This window comes from Microbacterium sp. che218, assembly GCF_040436305.1.
GTDB classification, from domain to species: Bacteria; Actinomycetota; Actinomycetes; order Actinomycetales; family Microbacteriaceae; genus Microbacterium; species Microbacterium algihabitans.
Map to the genome: position 1 here is coordinate 2,907,241 of NZ_AP031501.1, position 19,590 is coordinate 2,926,830.

Sequence of the window (19,590 nt, forward strand, 5' to 3'; positions counted from 1 at the left end):
GTTGGATAGTAGAGCTATCGAGTCAAGGGGTGAGCGGTGCGGATCTCGGAATTGTCGGCGGAGAGCGGAGTGCCCGTCGCCACCATCAAGTACTACCTGCGCGAGAGGCTGCTGCCCGAGGGGGAGCGCACCTCGCCAACGCAGGCGAGCTACGGCATCCCGCACGTGCAGCGCCTCGGCGTCATCCGCGCGCTCGTCGACGCCGGAGTCGGGATCGCGGGGGTGCGCAAGGTGATCGGCGTGCTCGAAGAACCGCCCGAGAATCCCTATGACCTGCTCGGTGCCGCCAACGCCGCCGTGACCCCGGTGGTCGACGGCGACCTCGACCTGTCCGCTGCCACCGCCCTGCTCGAACGCATGGGCGGCTCACCGGCCGACTGCTTCCCCGACCAGCTCCGTGCCGTCGCGCATGCCCTGGCGACACTCGATCGCGCGGGGTTCACCGTGCCACCGTCGGTCATGGACGCCTACCTCGTCCATCTCGCCGCGATCGGCGACGCCGAGCTCGCCGCGACACCTGAGACGTCGATGGACGATGCCGTGCGCTACGTCGTGCTGGGGACGGCCCTGGTCGAGCCCCTCGTCCTCGCGCTGAGGCGGGTCGCGGAGCAGATCGCCGCGTCGCGACGCTTCTCGGCGAGAGGTTAGGGGTTCGGGTTCGACGCCGCGCCGTCGAGCCAGAGCGTGTCGCTCTTGTCGCCGTGCGGCCCGCTGCGACCGACGTGCGTGTCGCCGATCTGCGGGCCCTTCGTGATCACGTGCACGAGGGCCATGCCGTGGCCGCGCCCGAGGTCGTAGTCGTCTTTCAACCACTCGAGGATCGGGGTCGCCTTGGTGCCCGGTCCGAAACCGCGCTCGTCGGCGAGGGCGATGAACTGCCGCGGGGTGAGACCCGTCTTGGTCTCGATGTTGTCGAGGTAGGACTGGAAGGACATGACCGGAGGCTAGCGGTCTGCTCCGACATCGGTCCACTGCGCCGCCCGTTGCCGGGCGGCGGGCCGCCGGGCCCGGCCCGGGTACGGTCGAAGGATGGCTGTCACCGTGCACCGCGCGCCCGTCGCCGACATCGCCCCCCTCACGCTGTACCGCATCCTCTGGATGCGCGTCACCGTGTTCGTCGTCGAGCAAAATGCCGCGTACCCCGAGATCGACGGTCGCGACATCGAGCCGGGAGCAGAGCTCATGTGGGCGCAGGACGGCGACGACGTGCTCGCGACCCTCCGCCTGCTGCGGGAGCCGGCGAACACCCGCATCGGCCGGGTCGCCACGGCCCCGCAGGCCCGCGGCCGCGGGATCGCCGCCGACCTCATGCGCGCGGCCGTGGGGCAGCTCGAGGTCGAGGCGCCCGGGGGGCCCATCCTCCTCGACGCCCAGGCGCATCTCGCCGAGTGGTACGGCCGCTTCGGTTTCGTCGTGTCGGGCGCTCCGTTCGCCGAAGACGGCATCCCGCACGTCCCCATGCGTCGCACGCGCCTCGAGACGCCGCACCTGATCCTGCGGGAGTGGACGCGCTCCGACGACGACCGCGCGTTCCTGTACGACATGTACCGCCGCACCGAGGTGCGTCGGTTCCTCGGCGACGGTCGCGTGATGACCGACCCGGGCGAGGTCGACGCCCTGCTCGATCGCTGGGCGGGGCTCGCCGACGGCGTGCTCGGGGTCCGGGCCGTCACGACGCGCGAAGGTCGCCGCCTCGGCTCGGTGCTGCTCAAGCGCATCCCGTGGTCGCGCGACGCGGGCGACGGGCGCGAGAACGACGTCGAGATCGGGTGGCACTTCCACCCCGATGCGTGGGGTGCGGGCACCGCTACCGAGGCGGCCGAAGCGGTGCTGACGCTCGCCCACCAGCGCGGCATCCGTCGTGTCGTCGCGGTGACGAACCCGGCGAACGAGGCGTCGAAGGCCGTCGCCGAGCGCATCGGGATGCGGCCCGCCGGCACGACCCGTGAGTACTACGACGCCGAGTGCTCGTTGTTCGTCGCGGAGGGTCCGTGAGACGTCGCGCCGGGATCGCCCTCGTGCTGGTCGGCGTGCTCGCGCTCGCCGGTTGCGACCTGAAGTTCTCGCTCGGCTTCGGCACGGGTTCCGACGGCACGTTCGAGGGCTCCGAGGTGACGGTGCCCGTGCTCTACGCCAGCGGCGCCAAGGGCGGACTGACCTCGCAGCGCATCACCGCCGCGTCCGCCGACGGCGGCGACCTCAGCATCGACATCACCGAGAACGACGTCAGCGGCGTCGACCCGGTCACGCAGTCGGCGACGTGGACGGCCGTCACCGCCGCGACACTGCTCACCGGCGCCCGCCCCGACACCGCCTACACGTTCGGCTTCGACGCACGCATCGCCACCCCGTCCGCGGGAGCCGTGACCGCGGTCGGCGTGCTCGCGCTGTACTACGGCACCGAGGTGCAGCCCGGCGTCGCGCTCGCGGGTGGGGTGACCCCGCTCGGCATCGTCAGTCCCGTCGCGGGCCTGCCGGAGCAGGTCTCGGCGGCGATCGAGGCGGGAGGGATCGACACGATCCTCGTTCCCGCCGGGCAACGTGTGGCGACGGATGCCACGGGGGCTCCGGTCGACCTCGATCAGCTCGCGGCGACCGGGGGCATGACGATCACCGAGGTGGCCGACATCGCCGGCGCCTACGCCGTGATGACGGGGGAGGATCTGCCCGAGGCGGCCTTCCCCACCCCCGCCGCCTCACCCGATACGCTCCCCTCGCCACGTGCAGACACCGACGGGCTGACCGACGGGGCGCTGGCAGGGCCCACCGACGATGCTCTGACGGCGGCCGACGCCGCGGTGCAGGGGCTCGACGGCGACCTCGCGGATCGGGTGCGCGCGGGTGTGCAGCGGGCGCGAGAGCTGAGCGCGGCGGGAGAAACCGCGGGCGCATTCGCGACGGCTCTCTCGGCCGCAGACGACGCCGCGGCCGCGCGCGGGTCCGCCCTCTCCGCGGTCGAGGCCTCCGCGCAGGCGTCCGCCGTCCTCGCGGACTCCGATGCCCTGCTCACCGCTCTGGCCGGCGAGACGCCGACGACGCTCGACGGCGCCGACGCCCTCCTGGCGACGACGGGCGCCACGGCAGAGGCGTGGGCGCTCGCCTCCTTCGCCCGATCGATCTTCGACGCCGACGCCGACGACGCGCAGCTCGAGGCGGGGCGGATCGCCGCGTCGCTGGCATCCGCCTCCCTCGCCCGCGCCCTGACGATCGACGACGTGCGCGCATCTCTGGGCGACGCCGGCCCCGTCGCCGAAGACGCCGACCTCGACGGTCTCGCCTCGCTGCTGCGCCGTGCCGCGATCGCCGCCGACGACGCGTACGACGCCGGGGCCGACGAGACGCCCGGGGCCGACGACCCCGCCGCCGTGCGGCTGCGAGCTCTCGAAGAAGCACGCGAGACGCTCTCGTCGCGCGCCGACGAGAGCGGTGAGTGGTTCGCACTGGCGGTCGCCGGAACGAGCTACGACCGCAGCATCACCCCGCTTCTGGCGAGCCAGGCGGTGGCGGTGGCCGCAGGCGTCGACCCCGCCGACGCGATCGCCCAGCGCATCGCCGTGGCTGACGAATACGTCGTTCGGGCCGTCGACGCGCTCACCGGGACCGGCGCCGAGGTGCCCCTCGTGCGGGCGGCGGCGACGGATGCCACGGCGCGCGCGTCGGCTTCGCTCGCCCCGGGCGCCTCCACGGCGTTCACGTCGCCGTTCCTGCGCGCTCGCGTGCTCGCCTTCGTCGGAGGGGTGCAGCGCGACTGACCCCACGGCCCGCGCCTCAGTGCGGGGCGTGATACTCGGCGGTGCCGCGCTTCCAATAGCCCTTCACGATCGTCGCCGCGGGGTCGCCGGTCCAGCGTTCGAGAAGGAGGGCGCGTCCGGCGCGCACGACCGACTGCTCCGCGGCGACGAAGCCGAACACGCATCCGTCGGGCCGCTCCTCGACGTCGAGGGCGTCGAGCCAGTCAGTCAGCTCGCTGCCGGCCTCGCGGTTTTCGCGGTGCAGCTGCACCACCTCGACACCGGGGGGAGCGGCCACGGGAAGGTCGTGCGCGGCGTCGGGGACTTCGATCGCGATGCGCCCGACCGCATCGTCGTCCATCGCCGCGGCGAAGCGCCGGATTGCGGGCACGGCGGTCTCGTCGCCGGCCAGAAGCCAGGCGTCGGGACGGCCTTCGAGCACCATCGAGCCGCGCGGACCGCCGACGCCCACCGCGTCGCCGATCAGCGCGGTCTCGGCCCACCGGCTGCCGACGCCGTCGCCGTGCAGCGCGACGTCGATGTCGAGCCACCCGTCGACGGCATCCCACGACACGGGGGTGTACTCGCGGTTCGGCGCCGACCGGAGGTCATCGGTTCCCGCCGTCGGCTCCGACGGGAGGAACACCCGGATGTGATCGTCGGCGCCGGGGGAGTCGAACCCGCGCAGATCGTCGCCCTCCAGTCGTAGACGGACGAAGGCGGGTGTGAGGTAGGTGCGCCGGGAGAGGGCCGCCGAGCGGAAGACCAGCTCGTGTCGGCGGGGTTCGAGGCGGGCTCCGGGGGTCGGGTTCGACTTCTTCACAAAGGAAAGGCTAACCTAACTTCTCGACCCGGCCGAGACCTCGATCGGGTCGTCCTGCACATACAGCACTGGAGAGATCCGCATGAGTTCACGCCTGTTCCGTCCCCTCGCCGTCGCTTCGCTCACGGCCGCTCTCGCCCTCGCCGGCTGCGCCTCCGCGGCATCCGCCCCCGCCGACCAGGCCGCAGGCGCGTCCACGGTGACCGTGGACGACAACCACGGATCGATCGAGGTTCCGGTCGCCCCCGAGCGGGTCGTCGCCCTCGACAACACGACGTTCCAGACGCTCAGCGACTGGGGAGTGACGCTCGTCGCCGCTCCGAAGCCCCTCATGTACGACCTCTGGCCTTCGCTCTCCGGTGGCGACGATGTGCTCGACGTGGGCCTGCATCGCGAGCCCGACATCGAGGCCGTCGTCGCGAGCGAGCCCGACCTGATCGTGGGCGGCTACCGCTTCCGCGAGATCTACGACCAGTTGAGGCAGATCCAGCCGGCGATCATCGAGACGAGCCCGCGCGACGGCGAAGACCACGCCGCCGAGCTGAAGCGGCAGACCGCGATCCTGGGCCAGGTCTTCGACAAGGAAGACGAGGCCGCGCAGCTCTCCTCCGATCTGGATGCCGCGATCTCCGACGCCCGTGAGGCCTACGACCCGTCGCAGACGGTGATGGGCCTCATCACCTCGGGCGGCAAGATCGCCTACGCGGCCCCCGGTGAGGGCCGCGGAGTCGGAACGCTCTTCCCGACGCTCGGACTCACACCCGCCCTCGAGCGCTCGGCCGAAGACGCGTCGCACGGTGACGACATCAGCGTCGAGGCGATCGCCGCCGCGAACCCCGAGTGGTTGTTCGTGCTCGACCGCGACGCGATGTTCGGCGAGGACGGGTACGTCTCGGCGAAGGAACTGGTCGAGAACGCCGAGGCGCTGAAGAACGTCCCCGCCGTGCAGAAAGACCAGATCGTCTACCTCGACGCGAGCTTCTACCTCGACGAGGGCATCCAGGCCTACACGAAGCTGTACCGCTCGGCCGCCGAGGCTTTCGCGTCCTGACCCGGCTGTACCCGCTCGTGTGGGGGTCGGATCCGCCGACCCTCACACGAGCGGCTCAGGACGGATGCCATGACCTCCTCACCTGTTCGCCTCCGCGCGCGCATCGCGTTGCCTCTCGCCCTGGCTGGGGTGGCCGCGCTCGTCGTGCTCTCGCTGTTCGTCGGCGCCTACGATCTCGCCGCCGACGACTTCGGCGGCGAGATGTTCTTCATCTCGCGCGTGCCTCGCACGGTCGCGCTCGTCCTCGCCGGCTGCGCCATGGCCGTGTCGGGCCTGATTATGCAGCTGCTCACCCAGAACCGCTTCGTCGAACCGTCGACGACGGGCACGACCGAGTGGGCGGCGCTCGGGCTGCTCGTCACGGTGTTGCTCGTGCCGGCGGCACCCCTGTGGGTGCGCATGGTCGCGGCCTCGATCGCCGCCTTCGTCGGCACCATGGTGTTCATCGGCATCCTGCAGCGGATCTCGCTCCGGTCCTCACTCGTCGTGCCCCTCATCGGCATCATGCTCGGCGCCGTCGTCTCGGCCTTCACCACGTACCTGGCCGTCTCGACCAACTCCCTGCAGATGCTCGGCACATGGTTCATGGGCAGTTTCACCTCGATCGTCCGCGGGCGGTACGAGGTGCTGTGGATCGTCGCGCTCGTGGTCCTCCTGGTGTTCCTCTACGCCGACCGCATCACCGTCGCCGGCCTCGGTCGCGACATCTCCACCTCGGTAGGCCTGGATCACACCCGCGTGCTGCTCATCGGCACCGGTCTCGTCGCGGTCGCCACGGGGGTGACCACCGTCGTGGTGGGGTTTCTGCCGTTCCTCGGTCTCGTCGTGCCGAACCTCGTCTCGATGTGGCGCGGAGACAACGCCCGCACCAACCTTCCCTGGGTATGTCTGGGTGGAGTCGCGATCGTGGTGGTGTGCGACATCGTCGGACGGATCATCCGGATGCCGTTCGAGGTCCCCGTCTCGATGATCCTCGGCGTGGTCGGCGCCGCCGTGTTCATCACCTTGCTGCTGAGGATGCGCGCCCGTGCCTGACACCCTGGCGACGATCGCCCCCGCCCGCCCGCGCCGTCCACGGATCGCCTGGCGCTTCGGCATCCTGGCTCTCGTCGTCGTGATCGCAGCCGTCGGCGTCCTGACCTGGGATGTTCCGGGCGCCCCCGGTTCGCGGGGCTTCGGTATCGCGGTGAACCTCCGCGTCGTGAGCGTGGCGACCATCGCGCTGGTGGCCTGCTGCCAGGCGGTGGCGACCGTGCTGTTCCACACGGCCACGGCCAACCGCATTCTGACGCCGTCGATCATGGGCTTCGATGCGCTCTACGTCGTGATGCAGACCGCTCTCGTGTTCTTCTTCGGCAGCGCCGCCCTCTCGGCGACCGACGGCCTGCTCAAAGTCGTGGTGCAGAGCGTGCTGATGGTGGGGTTCGCCACCCTGTTGTACGGCTGGCTGTTCGCCGGTCGGCGCGGCAACCTGCACATCATGCTGCTGGTCGGCGTGGTGCTCGGCGTCGGCTTCGGCTCGCTCTCGACCGTGATGCAGCGACTACTGACGCCGAGCGACTTCGACATCCTCTCGGCTCGTCTGTTCGGCAACCTGTCGAACTCCGACCCCGACTACCTCCCCTGGGGTGCCCTGGTCGTCGCCGGTGTGCTCCTGCTCGTGTGGCGCGCGCGTCATCGGCTCGACGTGCTCGCCCTCGGTCGCGAGACCTCCCTCAACCTGGGCCTGGCCTACCGTCGCGAGGTGATCGGCGTGCTCGTGCTCGTCGCCGTGCTCATCTCGGTGTCCACGACGATGGTGGGTCCGATGACCTTCTTCGGCTTCATCGTCGCGACCCTCGCCTACCAACTCTCCGGATCGTCGCAGCATCGCGTGGTGCTCCCCTTCGCGGTGCTGCTCGGCATGGCGACCCTGCTGGTGGGGTACTTCGTGCTGCGCCACGTCTTCTACGCCGCGGGCATGCTCTCGATCATCATCGAGTTCGCCGGAGGCCTGTTCTTCCTCGTCTACCTCCTCCGGAAGGGGAGCCTGTGATCTCTCTCACCGACGTCACCATGACCTACGGCGATCTCACCGTGCTCGGCCCCGTCACGCTCGACATCCCGGCGGGCGGCGTCACGGCCCTCGTCGGGCCGAACGGGGCAGGCAAATCGACCCTTCTGACCATCGTCGGCCGACTCGCGACGGCGACGACCGGTCGCGTCACCGTCGCCGGTCACGACGTGACATCGACTCCCGGCCGCGAGCTCGCTCGAATCGTCTCGATCCTGCGCCAGGAGAACCACTTCGTCACCCGGCTCACGGTGCGCGACCTGGTCGGCTTCGGCCGCTTCCCACACTCGCAGGGCAGGCTCACCGCCCTCGATCAAGAGAAGGTCGACGAGGCCCTCGCGTTCCTCGACCTCACGCCGCTGGCGGGCCGCTACCTCGATCAGCTGTCGGGCGGTCAGCGTCAACGCGCGTACGTCGCCATGGTCCTCGCGCAGGACACCGACTACATCCTGCTCGACGAGCCGTTGAACAACCTCGACATGAAGCACGCGGTCGCCATGATGGGCCAGCTCCGCCGAGCAGCCGACGAACTGGGCAAGACCATCGTGATCGTCGTGCACGACATCAACTTCGCGGCCGCCTACGCCGACCGCATCATCGCGCTGTCGGAGGGCCGGGTCGTGCACATCGGAACGCCGGCCGATCTGATGACCCCCGCGGTCTTGGAGCAGGTGTTCGGCACCCCCGTCGAGGTGCGCCGTGACGGCGCGTACCCGCTCGCGGTGTACTACCGCTGAGACCTGACGTCTCAGAGCTGGATGCCGTTGTCGGGATCGTTCACGCCGACGTTGCGGCCCCGGCTCGACTCGTAGGCGATGAGCCAGCCGACCGAGACGGCCGCGGCGATGATCAGGCCCAGCCAGACGTTCTGCCACACGAGACCGAACACGACTCCGAGCCCGAAGAGCACGACGCTGCCCAGTACCCAGTACGTGCGTCCGCGCGGCCAGCCGGTGTCAGGTTGCGTCATGGGGTCAGCCTAGGCGCGGCCGCGGCCGGCCTCGGGCGGGCTTGTGTCAGCGGTCGCGGTGGTCTTCGGGGTGCAGGCGGGGTCCGCGGCGGGGCTCGAGGGCGGATCCCGCGTAGATGAGACGGATCACGCGCTGCCGGTGCCCCGCGAAGGGCTCGAGCAGCTCGAGCATGCCGTCGTCGTCGGTGCGGTGACCCGTCAACGCGAAGCCCACCTGATGAGCGAGGTGGTAGTCGCCGACGCTCACGGCATCCGGATCACCGAACGCGCGGATCCGCGTCTCGGCACTCGTCCAGATGCCCACGCCCTTCAGGCTGATGAACACGCGATCGCGGGCTTCACCGTCGATGGCGGCCTCCGCTGCACGGACGACCGATGCGCCGCGACGGGCCGTCTCGACGATCGTGCGCGACTGCGGCGGTTCGAGGCCGGCGCGATGCCACGCCCACGACGGGACGTGCCGCCACCCCTCGATGGCGGGAGGGGCGAACATCGGTCGCGGAGTCGGACCGGGCGCCCGCTCGCCGAACCAGGTGACGATGCTGCGCCAGGCCGAGAAGGCCTGCATGCTGGTGACCTTCTGCTCCATTATGGCGCTCACGAGCGAATCGAAGACGAGGTCGGTGCGACCGATGCGCAGATCGGGGTGACGGCGATGCCATTCGGCGACCGACGGATGCCGCGACGCATCGAAGCCGTCGATGTCGTCGTCGCGCCCGCACAGGGCGGGCAGCTGGTCGAGTGCCCACTCGGCGCCCGGACCCCAGGCCGCCGCGGTGACCGCACCGCCGACGCGCAGGCGCAGGGCGAGGGTGGCGACGCCGAGAGGAGTGCGGCTCACGCGCCACACCACGCCCCCGGCCGACAACGGCTGCGAGGCGGAGTAGGTGGGATCGTTCGCGCCGTGGCGTTGGGCCGCGACGGCTCGGCTGATGTCGACCGGACCCGCCGGGCGGTACTCCGACTCGATCGGGCGTCCCGCGGGGGCGGCGAGCTCGCGTGACGCGTGATGCGCGCGGACCCCGGTCGACCTCATGCCGACACCCTACGTCGGAGCACCGACATCGCGGCATCCGGCGTCGCGGCGGGGGTGACGACCGGTCAGAAGCGGTCGGGCGACGGCGTGCCGTGCCCGTAGCGGATCGACACGTCGGCGTGACGGTCGAAGCGGTAGCCGACCCCGCGCACCGTGCGCACGATGTCTTCGTAGACGCCGAGCTTCGCGCGCAGGCGCCGCACGTGCACGTCGATCGTGCGCTCGCCGGGGGCGTCCTCGTCGGTCGAGCCCTCCCAGAGGGATGCCACGAGCTCGGTGCGCTCGATCGTGCGCCCCTCGCGCAGCACCAGGTACTGCAGCAACTCGAACTCCTTGAACGTGAAGGCCGCCGACTCGCCGTCGATGAGCACGCGCTTGCGCGAGATGTCGACGACCACGCCGCCGGGCGCGCGATCCTCCTCGGCGGGCTCGTCCTTGGTGCGGGCGACCGCCGAGGGCTCGTGCAGGGCGAGGCGCACGACGTCGACGTCGCGGCCACCGGCGCCCGCGGGGGCGAGGGCCACGGTGGCGTACGTCTCGGCGGCGGGGGCCAGCTCGCCGAGCGTGCGGCGGAGGGCCTCGACCAGGGTGCCGAGGCTCACGCCCGCGGCGGCGGCCTTGGCCTCGTCGATGCCCACGTAGAGGGCGAAGCCGCGGGGGGAGGTGGTCGCCGGGCCGGTCGGGCGGGCGGGGGCCGCGGCGGCCGGCGCCACGGGGGCGGCGGGGCGCGGAGCGGCGGGGCGAGCGGCGCGGGGCGAGACAGTGGTGGTCACGGGGCGGTCGAGAACGGCGGTAAGCGACATGAGGAGGAAGTCCTTGGGTGTGTGAACCCGGGCATCGTCACGGAGCGGGGTTCGACGGGAGGTGGGGGCCGAAGGGCCGGAGCGCGGCATGCGGATGCGCGTGATCGACGCGCGGATCCGTGGACCGGGGGACGACGTCGGCGTTCAGAAGCGCGAGGGTCGTCCGGGCGAGGGTCGCTGTTAGCGGCACATTCGACAACACATGACAACGCGGCCGGGCATCATCATGCCGGCAGTCCCGTTCGCCTCCCGGGCGGACAGAGAACGCGCGTTGACAGTCATGGGGGGATTATGACCCACCGAGTCTTCGTGCGTCAAATCGAGTGGACCGGACTTCCGGTGCGCATCCTGCTCGGCCGGCGAGGCCTGAGCCCGGCGTGCACCGTGCACTTTGCGGCATCCGCCCGGCGATGTTGCCAGGAGGCGTAGCCTTCCCGCATGTCAGATCTGCAGTTCGCCGACGACAAGACCGCCTCGCGGTACACCCTCCACCGGGGAGACGACCTGGTCTCGGTGCTCGACTACCGCGACGACGGGCGCACGGTCGCCCTGACGCGCGCGTTCACCATTCCCACCTTCCGCGGTCACGGGTACGCGGGTGTCATCACCGAGCGCGCGGTCGACGCGATCGAGGCGGCGGGCGACCGCGAGATCCTCCCCGTGTGCTGGTACGTGGGGGAGTGGTTCGAGGCGCACCCCGAGCGCGCGGGCCTGCTCCATCGACGTTCGGCCTCCTGAGCAGCTCCTAGCGCCTATGTCCGCCTCGGTGCGGTCGTCAACCCCTGCCCGATGCGGGCGGTCGTTCGCGAAGCTGAAGCCCTGGAAAGGGGTGTCATGAACAACGAACGCGACCTTCCCGAGGGAGTCATCGACGCGGACCCGCCCGGAGGGTGGGAGAGCGGTGCCGTCGCCGACGGTGAGACCGCGGAGCGCAACGACAGCGCGAAGGGATCGTCCCGTCTCAACGACGCCGCTCCCTCGGACCCCATCGAGGGCGATGCCGCCAGCCAGGGCATCGACCCTGACATGAGCACGGAGGACTGACATGACCGATGCAACCCGGGCCCCCGAGCCCACGGACGCTTCCGACGGCGGCGCGGGCGCGGCCGACTCCGTCGGCGGTGCGGTGCACGCTGACCGCAAGATCGCCCGGCCGGGCGAGCAGTCCGAGCCGGCGATGGACACCCACCCCACCGACGACGAGGCGCGCATCGCGGGCGTGGTCGTGCAGACCCGCGCCGATGTGGGCGACAAGAGCCAGGAGCGCATCGCCGACGTGCTGCGCCAGCGGTTCGCCGACGTCGGTCTCGACCTCGGCGACGACCGCATCCGCGCCCTCGCGGCGGAGGTCGCCGGCGCCTGACACGCGTGTTCGGATGCCCCGCACTCCCTCTCGGAGGCGGGGCATCCGCATGTACGGGGGTCGCTGCGAGCCGATGTCGGAGGTCCGACGTACCGTGTGAGCATGCGGATCCTCCACACCTCCGACTGGCACATCGGGCGCTCGTTCCACGGGTTCTCGACGCTCGACGCGTTGAGTGGCGTGCTCGAGGCGCTCGTCGCCCAGGTGCGCGAGAACCAGGTCGACGTGGTCATCGTCGCGGGCGACGTGTTCGACTCGGCCGCCCCCTCCGCGGCGTGCTATCCGCTGCTGTCGCAGACGCTGGCCGCTCTCGCCGACGAGGGCGCGCGCGTCGTGGTCACCAGCGGCAACCACGATTCGGCCGCACGACTCGGGTTCCAGTCCGCACTGCTGCGCTCCGAGATCGCGGTCGTCACCGACCCCTTGTCGGTGGGCACCCCCGTCACGATCGACGACGAGCACGGACCGGTCCACTTTTACGGCATCCCCTACCTCGAACCGGCCATCGTCCGTCATCTCTGGGAGGGCGTCGAACTGCGCAGCCAGGCGCAGACCATGCAGCACGCGCTCGACCTCGTCCGCTCCGACCTCGCCCGGCGAGGGGGTCGTTCGGTGGTCGCGGCGCACTGCTTCGCCGCCGGTGTGGACGCCACCCCGGGTGTCGAGCGCGAGATCCGTCAGGGTGGGCTCGACGTGGTCCCGCTCCCGGCGTTCGACGGACCCGACTACGTGGCGCTCGGGCACATCCACGGCCGCCAGCAGCTGTCCGAGCGCGTGCGGTACGCGGGGGCGCCCCTGCACTACAGCTTCTCCGAAGAGGGCAAGCCGCGGGGCTCGTGGCTCGTCGACCTCGACGCCGCAGGGCTGGCGTCGGTGCGCTGGATCGACCTGCCGGTCCCGCGGCCTCTCGTCACCCTCCGCGGGTCGCTCGATGACCTGCTCGTCGATCCCCGTTTCGACGGTCACGACGAGCACTGGGTGCGCGCCGAGTACACCGACGCGACACCCCAACCCGATCCCATGCGACGTCTCCAGGCGCGCTTCCCCTGGTGCGCGACGGTGGTGCACCAGCCTGCCGGTGTTCGTACCGACGACGGGGTCGCCTACAGCGCGCGCGTGCGCGCCGCCCGCGACGACGGCGAGATCATCGAAGCCTTCCTGTCGCACGTCAGAGAAGGCGATGGGGCGTCGGATGCCGAGCGCGAGCTGATCCGCGAGGTCATCGACTCTCGCTCGGTGGCAGAGGCCGCGAAATGAAGCTCCACCGGCTCGAGCTCGAGGGCTTCGGCCCGTTCCTCGAGACGCAGGAGGTCGACTTCGACGCGTTCGCGGCCGACGGCATCTTCCTGATCGCGGGGCGTACCGGCGCTGGCAAGTCGAGCATCCTCGACGGCGTCTGTTACGCGCTCTACGGCGGCGTCCCCCGCTACGACGGCGGGGAGCGCCGGCTGCGCAGCGACCACTGCGAACCCGACGACCCCACGCGCGTGACGTTGGAGTTCAGCGCCGAAGGCGACCGCTGGCGTCTGACGCGATCGCCCGAGTTCGAGCGGCCGAAGCGCCGCGGCGGCGGCACCACGAGAGAACCCCACCGGGCGGTGCTCGAGGTACTGGCACCCGAGGGTTGGACGGGTGTCGCCGCGCGACCGGTCGACGTCGCCGCCCGCCTCGACGAGATCCTGGGGCTGACCCAGCAGCAGTTCCTGCAGGTCATCCTGCTCGCGCAGAACCGCTTCGCGCGCTTCCTCCTGGCGAAGAACGACGAACGCCTCAGCCTGTTGCGCACGCTCTTCGGCACGCGCACCTTCGAGCAGTACGCGGCCGAGGTCGACGACCGCCGCAAGCGCGCTGCCGAGCGCCTCGCGAACGAGGGGGTCGAGGTCGCCACTCTCCTCGATGAGGCCGAGCGGCTCGCGGCCGACCTCGATGAGGCCGCTGTGACCGAGGGCGACTCCGCACCCGCCGCTGCCGAGGGCCCCGCCGGTCTCGGCGTCGCGGACCGTCTCTCCCGCCTCGTCCGGGCCGTCGAGCGCGCCGACTACCGGGTCGACACCCTCGCGCGTGAGCGCGACGAGAGCGATCAGCGCCTCGACGGCGCGCTCACCGCGGAGCGCGCCGCGATGGCCCTGCACGATCGGCAGGTCGAGAGACTGCGGATGAGAGATCGTCTCGGTGCGCTCGACGAGGTCGCTGACGCCGTCGATCGCGCCCGTCGGGAGGCGGCGGAGGCAGCCGAGGCCGAGGCCCTGGGCGCGCCGCTCGACGCTGCGGCGTCCGCGCAATCGACCGCCGAAGCCGCTCGGGTGCGAGCCGCCGCCGCGATCGAGGTCGTCCGCGCGATCGGCGAAGAGCCGGCGGACGACGACGATGACGCTCTCCGCGCCCGCGACGACGCGCTCACCGGTCTGCTCTCCCGCGCCGAAGAGGCCCGCGCGGCGGAGGTCGAGCTAGAACGGCTCGAGGCCGAACGCGCCGCGTCCGCGGCGCGCGTCGTCACCCTCGAAGCGGAGCATTCCACCCTGGTCGACGGCCGCGCCGAGGTGCCCGAGGTGCTTCGCGACCTCGACGAGCGACTCGGTCGGCTCGAGGGTGCGGCGGCGCGTCGAGAAGCCGCCCTCGCGACCCGCGACGACACCCGCCGTCGTCTCGATGCGGCGCGGCAGGCGGCCCGTCTGCTCGACGAACGCGAGCAAGCCGACCTCACCTCGCTGGTCCGCGCCGATGAGCTGCAGCAGGCCGTCGAAGCGTGGACGACCCTGCTGCGCGCCCGCCTCGCCGGCGCGGCGGCGGAGCTCGCCCACGAGTTGGTCGACGGACGACCCTGCGCGGTGTGCGGTTCGACCGAGCACCCCCGTCCCGCGCGCGGCGACGGCGAGCCCGTCACCGACGAGCAGATCGCGGCGGCAGAAGAGCGCAAGAACGCCGCGGCGACGGCCGATCGCCTCGCCGCCGACGCCGCGCGCATCTCGCGCGACGAGCACGCACTGGCCTCTGCTCGCGCCGGGGGCGACGACGTACAGACGCTTTCCGCGCGACTCGACGACGCAGAAGCGGCGCTGACCGCAGCCGAGGCGGATGTCGCGGAGAGAGAGGTCGTGCAGACCGAGCGCCGCCGCTGCGCCGACCTCGATCGCGAGATCGCGGCCCGCATCGAGACCCTTGTGGCCGAGCTCGCAAGGGTGCGCCAGGACGCAGCCCTCCTCACCCAACGCGTCGACGTCGTGAGCGCCGCCGTGCGCGAGGCCCGCGGGGAGTTCGCCTCGGTCTCCGCGCGGTGCGATGATCTGCGCGCGCGTCGCGCCGCCGTCCGCGAGCTCCGCGATGCCCGCGCTCAGCTCCGCGCGTCCGACGACGCGGCCCTCGTCGCAGGCGAGGCCCTCGACCGTCTCGTCGGCGCGAGCCCGTTCGCCGACGTCGGCGCCGTCATCGCCGCCCGGCGCACCCCGGCCGAGCGACAGCGCCTCGACGCCACCGTCGCCGAGCACGACGCCGCCGTGACCGCCGCGAAGCAACGTCTGCTCGAGCTCGAGCTCGAACTGGTCGACGACGCAGACGAGCCGGTCGACCCGGCGCCGTTCGCCGCCGCCGTGTCCGAGGCGCGGGCGCGCCTGCAGACCGCCGCCGCCGGACACGCGACCGCGCGGGCGCTGGCCGATCGGCTCCGCGGGATCGCCCATCGAGCCGACGAGGCGCAGGGCCACATCGCGGCGCTCTCCGACGAGCACGCCGTGGTGGCGCGACTGGCCGACACCATGGCGGGGCGGGCGCCCAACACGCGCCGGATGACCCTCGAGACCTTCGTGCTCGCCGCCGAACTCGAAGAGATCGTGGCCGCGGCCAACCTGCGCCTCGAGCACATGTCGGCGGGCCGATACCGCCTGCAGCACACCGACGCCCTCGCGGCGCGCGGCGCGGCCAGCGGCCTGGGGATCGAGGTGATGGACGCCTTCACCGGCCAGTTCCGACCCCCGCAGTCGCTGTCGGGTGGCGAGACCTTCCTCACCTCCCTCGCCCTCGCTCTCGGTCTCGCCGAGGTCGTCACGGCCCGCGCGGGCGGCATCCGCCTCGACACGCTCTTCATCGACGAAGGCTTCGGCTCCCTCGACGACGACACGCTCGAGCTCGCGATGCGCACCCTCGACGAACTCCGCCAGGGCGGACGCACCGTGGGGATCATCAGCCATGTCGCGTCGATGAAAGACCAGCTCCCCGCCCAGCTGCACGTCGCCGCGACCCCGCGTGGGCCGAGCGTCATCCGGCAGGGGGCCGTGGCGCCGACCGGGTGAGCGAGGTGGTGACGCGGCCGACTACGCTGAAAACATGCGCAAGAGCACCATCTGGACCATCGTCGGCGTCGTTGTGGCCGTCATCATCGCGTGGGTCCTGGTGAACATCCTCTTCTCGCTCCTCGCCTTCGTGTTCCGGCTCGTGGCCGTGGCCGTCGTCGCCGTGATCGTGTTCTTCGTGCTGCGGGCGGTGTTCGCGCGTCGCGACGTCGACTGAGAGCGGGCGCCGGGGCCGGTCCCCTCGCGTCTCCCGGTAGCGAGGCTCGCGTCGGATGCAAGCCCGAACCCGGTGCGGGAGGTCGGGAGTAGCGTCGACATCGATGTCTCAACCGCCTGCACCCACGGACTCCGCCCATCCCCCGACACGCGACATCGTCCTGTCGCCGCGGCATCGGTGGCGGGCGTACTGGGTGGCCGTGGCGGTGGCCGCTCTCACGATCCTCGACCTGACCAAGGTGAATGTCGCGCTGCCCTCCATCGAGGCGGCGCTGAACGCCGGGCCGACCGAGCTGCAGCTCGTCGTATCGGGGTACATCCTCACGTTCGGCCTCGTGCTGGTCCCCGCCGGTCGCCTCGGCGACCTGCGCTCGCGTCGCATGCTCTTCCTGGTCGGGCTGTCGCTCTTCCTCGTCACGAGCCTCGCGTGCGCCCTGGCGCCGAACACGACGGTGCTGCTGGTCGCGCGCCTGTTGCAGGGCGTGGCGGCCGGCATCCAGATGCCGCAGGTGCTGGGGCTCGTGCAGCAGCTGTTCCAGGGGAAGGAGCGCGGTCGCGCCTTCGGCCTGTTCGGGGCCACGATCGGCATCGCCACCGCGTTCGGTCCCACCCTCGGCGGCCTGCTGATCGCCCTGGGCGGCGACACCGACGGCTGGCGCCTCATCTTCTGGATCAACATCCCCCTCGTGGCGATCGTGATCGCCCTCGCGGCGTGGCTGCTCCCCGACACCCGGACGAAGTCGCATCGACGGCTCGATCTCGACCCGGTCGGGGTGGTGCTGTTCGCCCTGACGATCCTCGCCCTCATGTGGCCGTTCCTGTTCACCACCGGCAGCCCTGACGATGACCCGAACCGTTGGTGGTTCCTGGTGGCATCCGTCGTGTTCGCCGCCGCGTTCGTGTTCTGGGAGCGTCGCTACGCCGAGCGGGGCCACATGCCGCTCATGCCGTTCTCGATCTTCTCGCTGTCGTCGTACCGCAACGGCGTGCTGATCTCGACGGCCTACTTCTCCGCCGTGCCCGCGATGTTCCTGCTCGGCACCCTGTTCCTCCAGGGCGGACTCGGGCTCGCTCCGGTCTTCGCCGGAATGGTGACCATCGGTTTCGCGGTGGCCTCAGCCGGCAGCTCCTGGATCGGCGGCAATCTCGTCACCCGGTTCGGACGCCCCCTGGTGGTCTGGGGCATCCTCGGCATGGTCGTCACCGCGGGCGCCCTCGTGCTCGTCGCGCTCTTCACGGCACCCGAGTGGACGCCGTGGGCGATGGCCGCGGTCATGGCCTTCGGCGGGTTCGCCGGCGGGCTCGTGATCTCGCCGAACCAGACGCTCACGCTGGCCGAGATCCCGGTCAAGAGCGGCGGCGTCGCGGGCTCGGTCGGACAGCTGGGGCAGCGCATCGGAACCGCGGTCGGAACCGCGATCGCCCTCGCGCTGTTCTACGCCACGGTCTACCGCGAGCAGGGGAGCGTCGACGATCAGGCCGTGCTGTACCACGACGCCTACGCGTCGGGGATGATCACGGTCGGCGTCTTCCTCGGCCTCGCGCTCATCGTGGGCGTCGCCGATCTCGCCGGCCGCGCCCGCTCGGGTTCGCAGACGCCGTTCGGCAGCGACGACTAGACGCCGTAGCGCGTACGGAACTCCGCGCGCAGCTCGTGGCTGCAGCGCTCGACGACGTCGTCCCACAGCTCGGTGGCGCCGTCCTGGGCGCGGTCCGACACGGCGCGGAGAACCTGGATCGGCACCTCGAACTGCTGCGCGACCCAGATCAGGGCGTAGGTCTCCATGTCGACGAGGCTCGCGCCGAGACCGCGGATCAGGCGCACGGCCTCCGCGTCGTCGACGAAGTGGTCGCCGGTCGCGATGACGACGCCTTCGACCCCGGTGTCCACGCGGGTGGGCAGCGAGACGTGTTCGCCGAACGTGCCGTCGAGGCCCTTCACGTCGTGCTGGATCGCGCCCGCGATGTCGTAGATACCGCCCTCGACCTCGTCGTCGATGGCTCCGGCGGTGCCCACCACGATGATCTCGTCGTACTCGCCGGTCGCGAGAGCTCGCGTGAGGGCGTAGGCCGCCGGGATTTTTCCGACGCCGGTGAGCAGACGCTCGAAACCGGGGATGTCGTCTTCGAAGGCGACGAGTTCGGAGGCATGGGCGGCGACGAGAAGCTTCACCCTGCCATTGTCCCCGATCGGTGAAGCGCTCACCGACCTCCGGGACCGGAACCGGCCGAGCCCCTGCAGCGGGGCTCGGCCGGATCGGTGTCAGTCTTGCGCCGGAGCCGACGCCTCCGACAGACGGGCCACCTCGTCGGCGGTCAGCTCCAGGGACGTGCTCGCGAGAAGGTCGGCGACCTGCTCGACCTTCGAGGCGCTGGCGATGGGGGCGGCGACCGTGGGCTGCGCGCGCAGCCAGGCGAGTGCCGTCGAGGCGATCGAGGCGCCGTGCGCGTCACCGACCTCCTCGAGTGCGTCGATGAGGGCGAGACCCGCGGGGGTGGCGAGCTTCGCCGCCCCTTCGGCGCGCGGCGACGACCCGGCGGCATCCGACGACCGGTACTTGCCGGTCAGGAAGCCGCTCGCCAGGGCGTAGTAGGGCACGAGCGACATCCCGTACTGCTCGGCGACGGGCACGATCTCGCTCTCGACCTGCGTGCGGTGCACGAGGTTGTAGTGCGGCTGGATCGCCACGGGCAGATCGGCCCCGGCCGCCTCGGCCAGCGAGATCCACTCGCGGATGCGCTCGGCGGTGTAGTTCGACACGGCGACGTAGCGCACGAGGCCGTCGGTGACGAGGTCGGCGAAAGCGGCCACCGTATCTTCGAGCGGTGTCTCGGCGTCGTCGAAGTGGGCGTAGTAGAGGTCGATCGCGTCGACACCGAGGCGCTTCAGCGACGCCTCGGCCGCGGCGCGCACGTTCGACGCCGAGAGGCCGCGGAACTCCGGGTGCTGGCTGACCTTGGTGGCCACGACGACGTTCTCGGGCTTGCGCGAAGCGAGCCACTCTCCGATGAGCGTCTCGCTCTCGCCTCCGGAGTTGCCGGGAACCCAGGCGCTGTACGCGTCGGCGGTGTCGATGAAGTCGCCCCCGCCCGTGTGGAAGGCGTCGAGCACCGCGAACGAGGTGTCGCGGTCGGCGGTCCAGCCGAAGACGTTGCCCCCGAGCGAGAGGGGGAGGATGTCGAGGTCGCTGCGTCCAATGCGGGTCATGATGCCCTTTCCGTCGAGGTTCACTGACCCTGTGGTCAACGATGACGCTC

General features: G+C 71.3%; 21 protein-coding genes. 14 read left to right on the forward strand and 7 right to left on the reverse strand.

What is annotated here, in order from left to right:
• Positions 1–36 precede the first annotated feature (36 nt).
• Complete coding sequence (locus tag ABXS86_RS13640; protein ID WP_307213748.1) at positions 37–648, forward strand: MerR family transcriptional regulator; 612 nt, start codon at positions 37–39, stop codon at positions 646–648.
• Here ABXS86_RS13640 and ABXS86_RS13645 read toward each other — a convergent pair.
• Positions 645–935 carry a DUF4287 domain-containing protein gene (locus ABXS86_RS13645; RefSeq protein ID WP_353664836.1) on the reverse strand — a complete coding sequence of 97 codons (291 nt, stop codon included), beginning with the start codon at positions 933–935 and terminating at the stop codon, positions 645–647. The genes ABXS86_RS13640 and ABXS86_RS13645 overlap by 4 nt on opposite strands.
• Before the next feature lie 94 nt (positions 936–1,029).
• On the opposite strand from ABXS86_RS13645, the gene ABXS86_RS13650 reads away from it, so the two are divergent.
• Positions 1,030–1,995 (forward strand): GNAT family N-acetyltransferase, encoded by a 966-nt coding sequence (locus ABXS86_RS13650; RefSeq protein WP_353664837.1) that lies wholly within the window; start codon positions 1,030–1,032, stop codon positions 1,993–1,995.
• Positions 1,992–3,752, forward strand: coding sequence for a S16 family serine protease (locus tag ABXS86_RS13655; RefSeq protein ID WP_353664838.1), 1,761 nt, complete (start codon positions 1,992–1,994; stop codon positions 3,750–3,752). Before ABXS86_RS13650 ends, ABXS86_RS13655 begins: the two co-directional genes overlap by 4 nt.
• Positions 3,753–3,768: 16 nt before the next feature.
• On the opposite strand, the gene ABXS86_RS13660 is transcribed toward ABXS86_RS13655, so the two are convergent.
• Positions 3,769–4,554 (reverse strand): siderophore-interacting protein, encoded by a 786-nt coding sequence (locus ABXS86_RS13660; protein ID WP_353664839.1) that lies wholly within the window; start codon positions 4,552–4,554, stop codon positions 3,769–3,771.
• Positions 4,555–4,636: 82 nt separating this feature from the next.
• On the opposite strand from ABXS86_RS13660, the gene ABXS86_RS13665 reads away from it, so the two are divergent.
• The 4 genes from ABXS86_RS13665 (at position 4,637) to ABXS86_RS13680 (ending at position 8,395) form a co-directional block, all read left to right on the forward strand.
• Positions 4,637–5,605 (forward strand): siderophore ABC transporter substrate-binding protein, encoded by a 969-nt coding sequence (locus tag ABXS86_RS13665; RefSeq protein WP_144832317.1) that lies wholly within the window; start codon positions 4,637–4,639, stop codon positions 5,603–5,605.
• Between the two features lie 69 nt (positions 5,606–5,674).
• Complete coding sequence (locus ABXS86_RS13670; RefSeq protein ID WP_144832320.1) at positions 5,675–6,640, forward strand: ABC transporter permease; 966 nt, start codon at positions 5,675–5,677, stop codon at positions 6,638–6,640.
• Positions 6,633–7,640, forward strand: a complete 1,008-nt coding sequence (locus tag ABXS86_RS13675; RefSeq protein WP_307213738.1) for an iron chelate uptake ABC transporter family permease subunit — start codon at positions 6,633–6,635, stop codon at positions 7,638–7,640. Before ABXS86_RS13670 ends, ABXS86_RS13675 begins: the two co-directional genes overlap by 8 nt.
• Entirely contained in the window at positions 7,637–8,395 is a 759-nt protein-coding gene (locus ABXS86_RS13680; RefSeq protein ID WP_353664840.1) for an ABC transporter ATP-binding protein, read from the forward strand. Before ABXS86_RS13675 ends, ABXS86_RS13680 begins: the two co-directional genes overlap by 4 nt.
• An 11-nt stretch (positions 8,396–8,406) precedes the next feature.
• On the opposite strand, the gene ABXS86_RS13685 is transcribed toward ABXS86_RS13680, so the two are convergent.
• The 3 genes from ABXS86_RS13685 to ABXS86_RS13695 all read right to left on the reverse strand — a co-directional run bounded on the left by ABXS86_RS13685 (position 8,407) and on the right by ABXS86_RS13695 (position 10,467).
• Positions 8,407–8,628 (reverse strand): hypothetical protein, encoded by a 222-nt coding sequence (locus ABXS86_RS13685; RefSeq protein ID WP_307213735.1) that lies wholly within the window; start codon positions 8,626–8,628, stop codon positions 8,407–8,409.
• Between the two features lie 46 nt (positions 8,629–8,674).
• Complete coding sequence (locus ABXS86_RS13690) at positions 8,675–9,664, reverse strand: DNA-3-methyladenine glycosylase family protein (RefSeq protein WP_307213733.1); 990 nt, start codon at positions 9,662–9,664, stop codon at positions 8,675–8,677.
• Between the two features lie 65 nt (positions 9,665–9,729).
• The gene (locus ABXS86_RS13695; RefSeq protein ID WP_307213731.1) at positions 9,730–10,467 is read right to left on the reverse strand and encodes a winged helix-turn-helix domain-containing protein; all 738 of its coding nucleotides are present in this window, start codon (positions 10,465–10,467) and stop codon (positions 9,730–9,732) included.
• Between the two features lie 438 nt (positions 10,468–10,905).
• Between ABXS86_RS13695 and ABXS86_RS13700 the strand changes: the two genes are divergently transcribed.
• From ABXS86_RS13700 to ABXS86_RS13730, 7 genes are all read left to right on the forward strand, one after another.
• Complete coding sequence (locus ABXS86_RS13700; protein WP_144832336.1) at positions 10,906–11,205, forward strand: GNAT family N-acetyltransferase; 300 nt, start codon at positions 10,906–10,908, stop codon at positions 11,203–11,205.
• 96 nt (positions 11,206–11,301) lie between these two features.
• Positions 11,302–11,511 carry a hypothetical protein gene (locus ABXS86_RS13705; RefSeq protein ID WP_154097279.1) on the forward strand — a complete coding sequence of 70 codons (210 nt, stop codon included), beginning with the start codon at positions 11,302–11,304 and terminating at the stop codon, positions 11,509–11,511.
• Position 11,512: 1 nt separating this feature from the next.
• Positions 11,513–11,830: a hypothetical protein gene (locus tag ABXS86_RS13710; protein WP_353664841.1), complete on the forward strand. Its 318-nt coding sequence runs from the start codon at positions 11,513–11,515 to the stop codon at positions 11,828–11,830.
• Positions 11,831–11,932: 102 nt separating this feature from the next.
• Positions 11,933–13,087, forward strand: a complete 1,155-nt coding sequence (locus ABXS86_RS13715) for an exonuclease SbcCD subunit D (protein ID WP_353664842.1) — start codon at positions 11,933–11,935, stop codon at positions 13,085–13,087.
• Complete coding sequence (locus ABXS86_RS13720; RefSeq protein ID WP_307213723.1) at positions 13,084–16,116, forward strand: AAA family ATPase; 3,033 nt, start codon at positions 13,084–13,086, stop codon at positions 16,114–16,116. Before ABXS86_RS13715 ends, ABXS86_RS13720 begins: the two co-directional genes overlap by 4 nt.
• Before the next feature lie 34 nt (positions 16,117–16,150).
• Complete coding sequence (locus tag ABXS86_RS13725) at positions 16,151–16,333, forward strand: hypothetical protein (RefSeq protein ID WP_144832350.1); 183 nt, start codon at positions 16,151–16,153, stop codon at positions 16,331–16,333.
• A 103-nt stretch (positions 16,334–16,436) separates the two neighbouring features.
• Positions 16,437–17,951, forward strand: coding sequence for an MFS transporter (locus ABXS86_RS13730; protein ID WP_230705019.1), 1,515 nt, complete (start codon positions 16,437–16,439; stop codon positions 17,949–17,951).
• Here ABXS86_RS13730 and ABXS86_RS13735 read toward each other — a convergent pair.
• Both ABXS86_RS13735 and ABXS86_RS13740 read right to left on the reverse strand, forming a co-directional pair.
• A complete protein-coding gene (locus ABXS86_RS13735) occupies positions 17,948–18,505 on the reverse strand; it encodes a nucleoside phosphorylase (protein WP_307213719.1) in 558 nt (185 codons plus the stop codon). The genes ABXS86_RS13730 and ABXS86_RS13735 overlap by 4 nt on opposite strands.
• A 90-nt stretch (positions 18,506–18,595) precedes the next feature.
• Positions 18,596–19,540: an aldo/keto reductase gene (locus tag ABXS86_RS13740; RefSeq protein ID WP_353664843.1), complete on the reverse strand. Its 945-nt coding sequence runs from the start codon at positions 19,538–19,540 to the stop codon at positions 18,596–18,598.
• Positions 19,541–19,590: the final 50 nt, after the last annotated feature.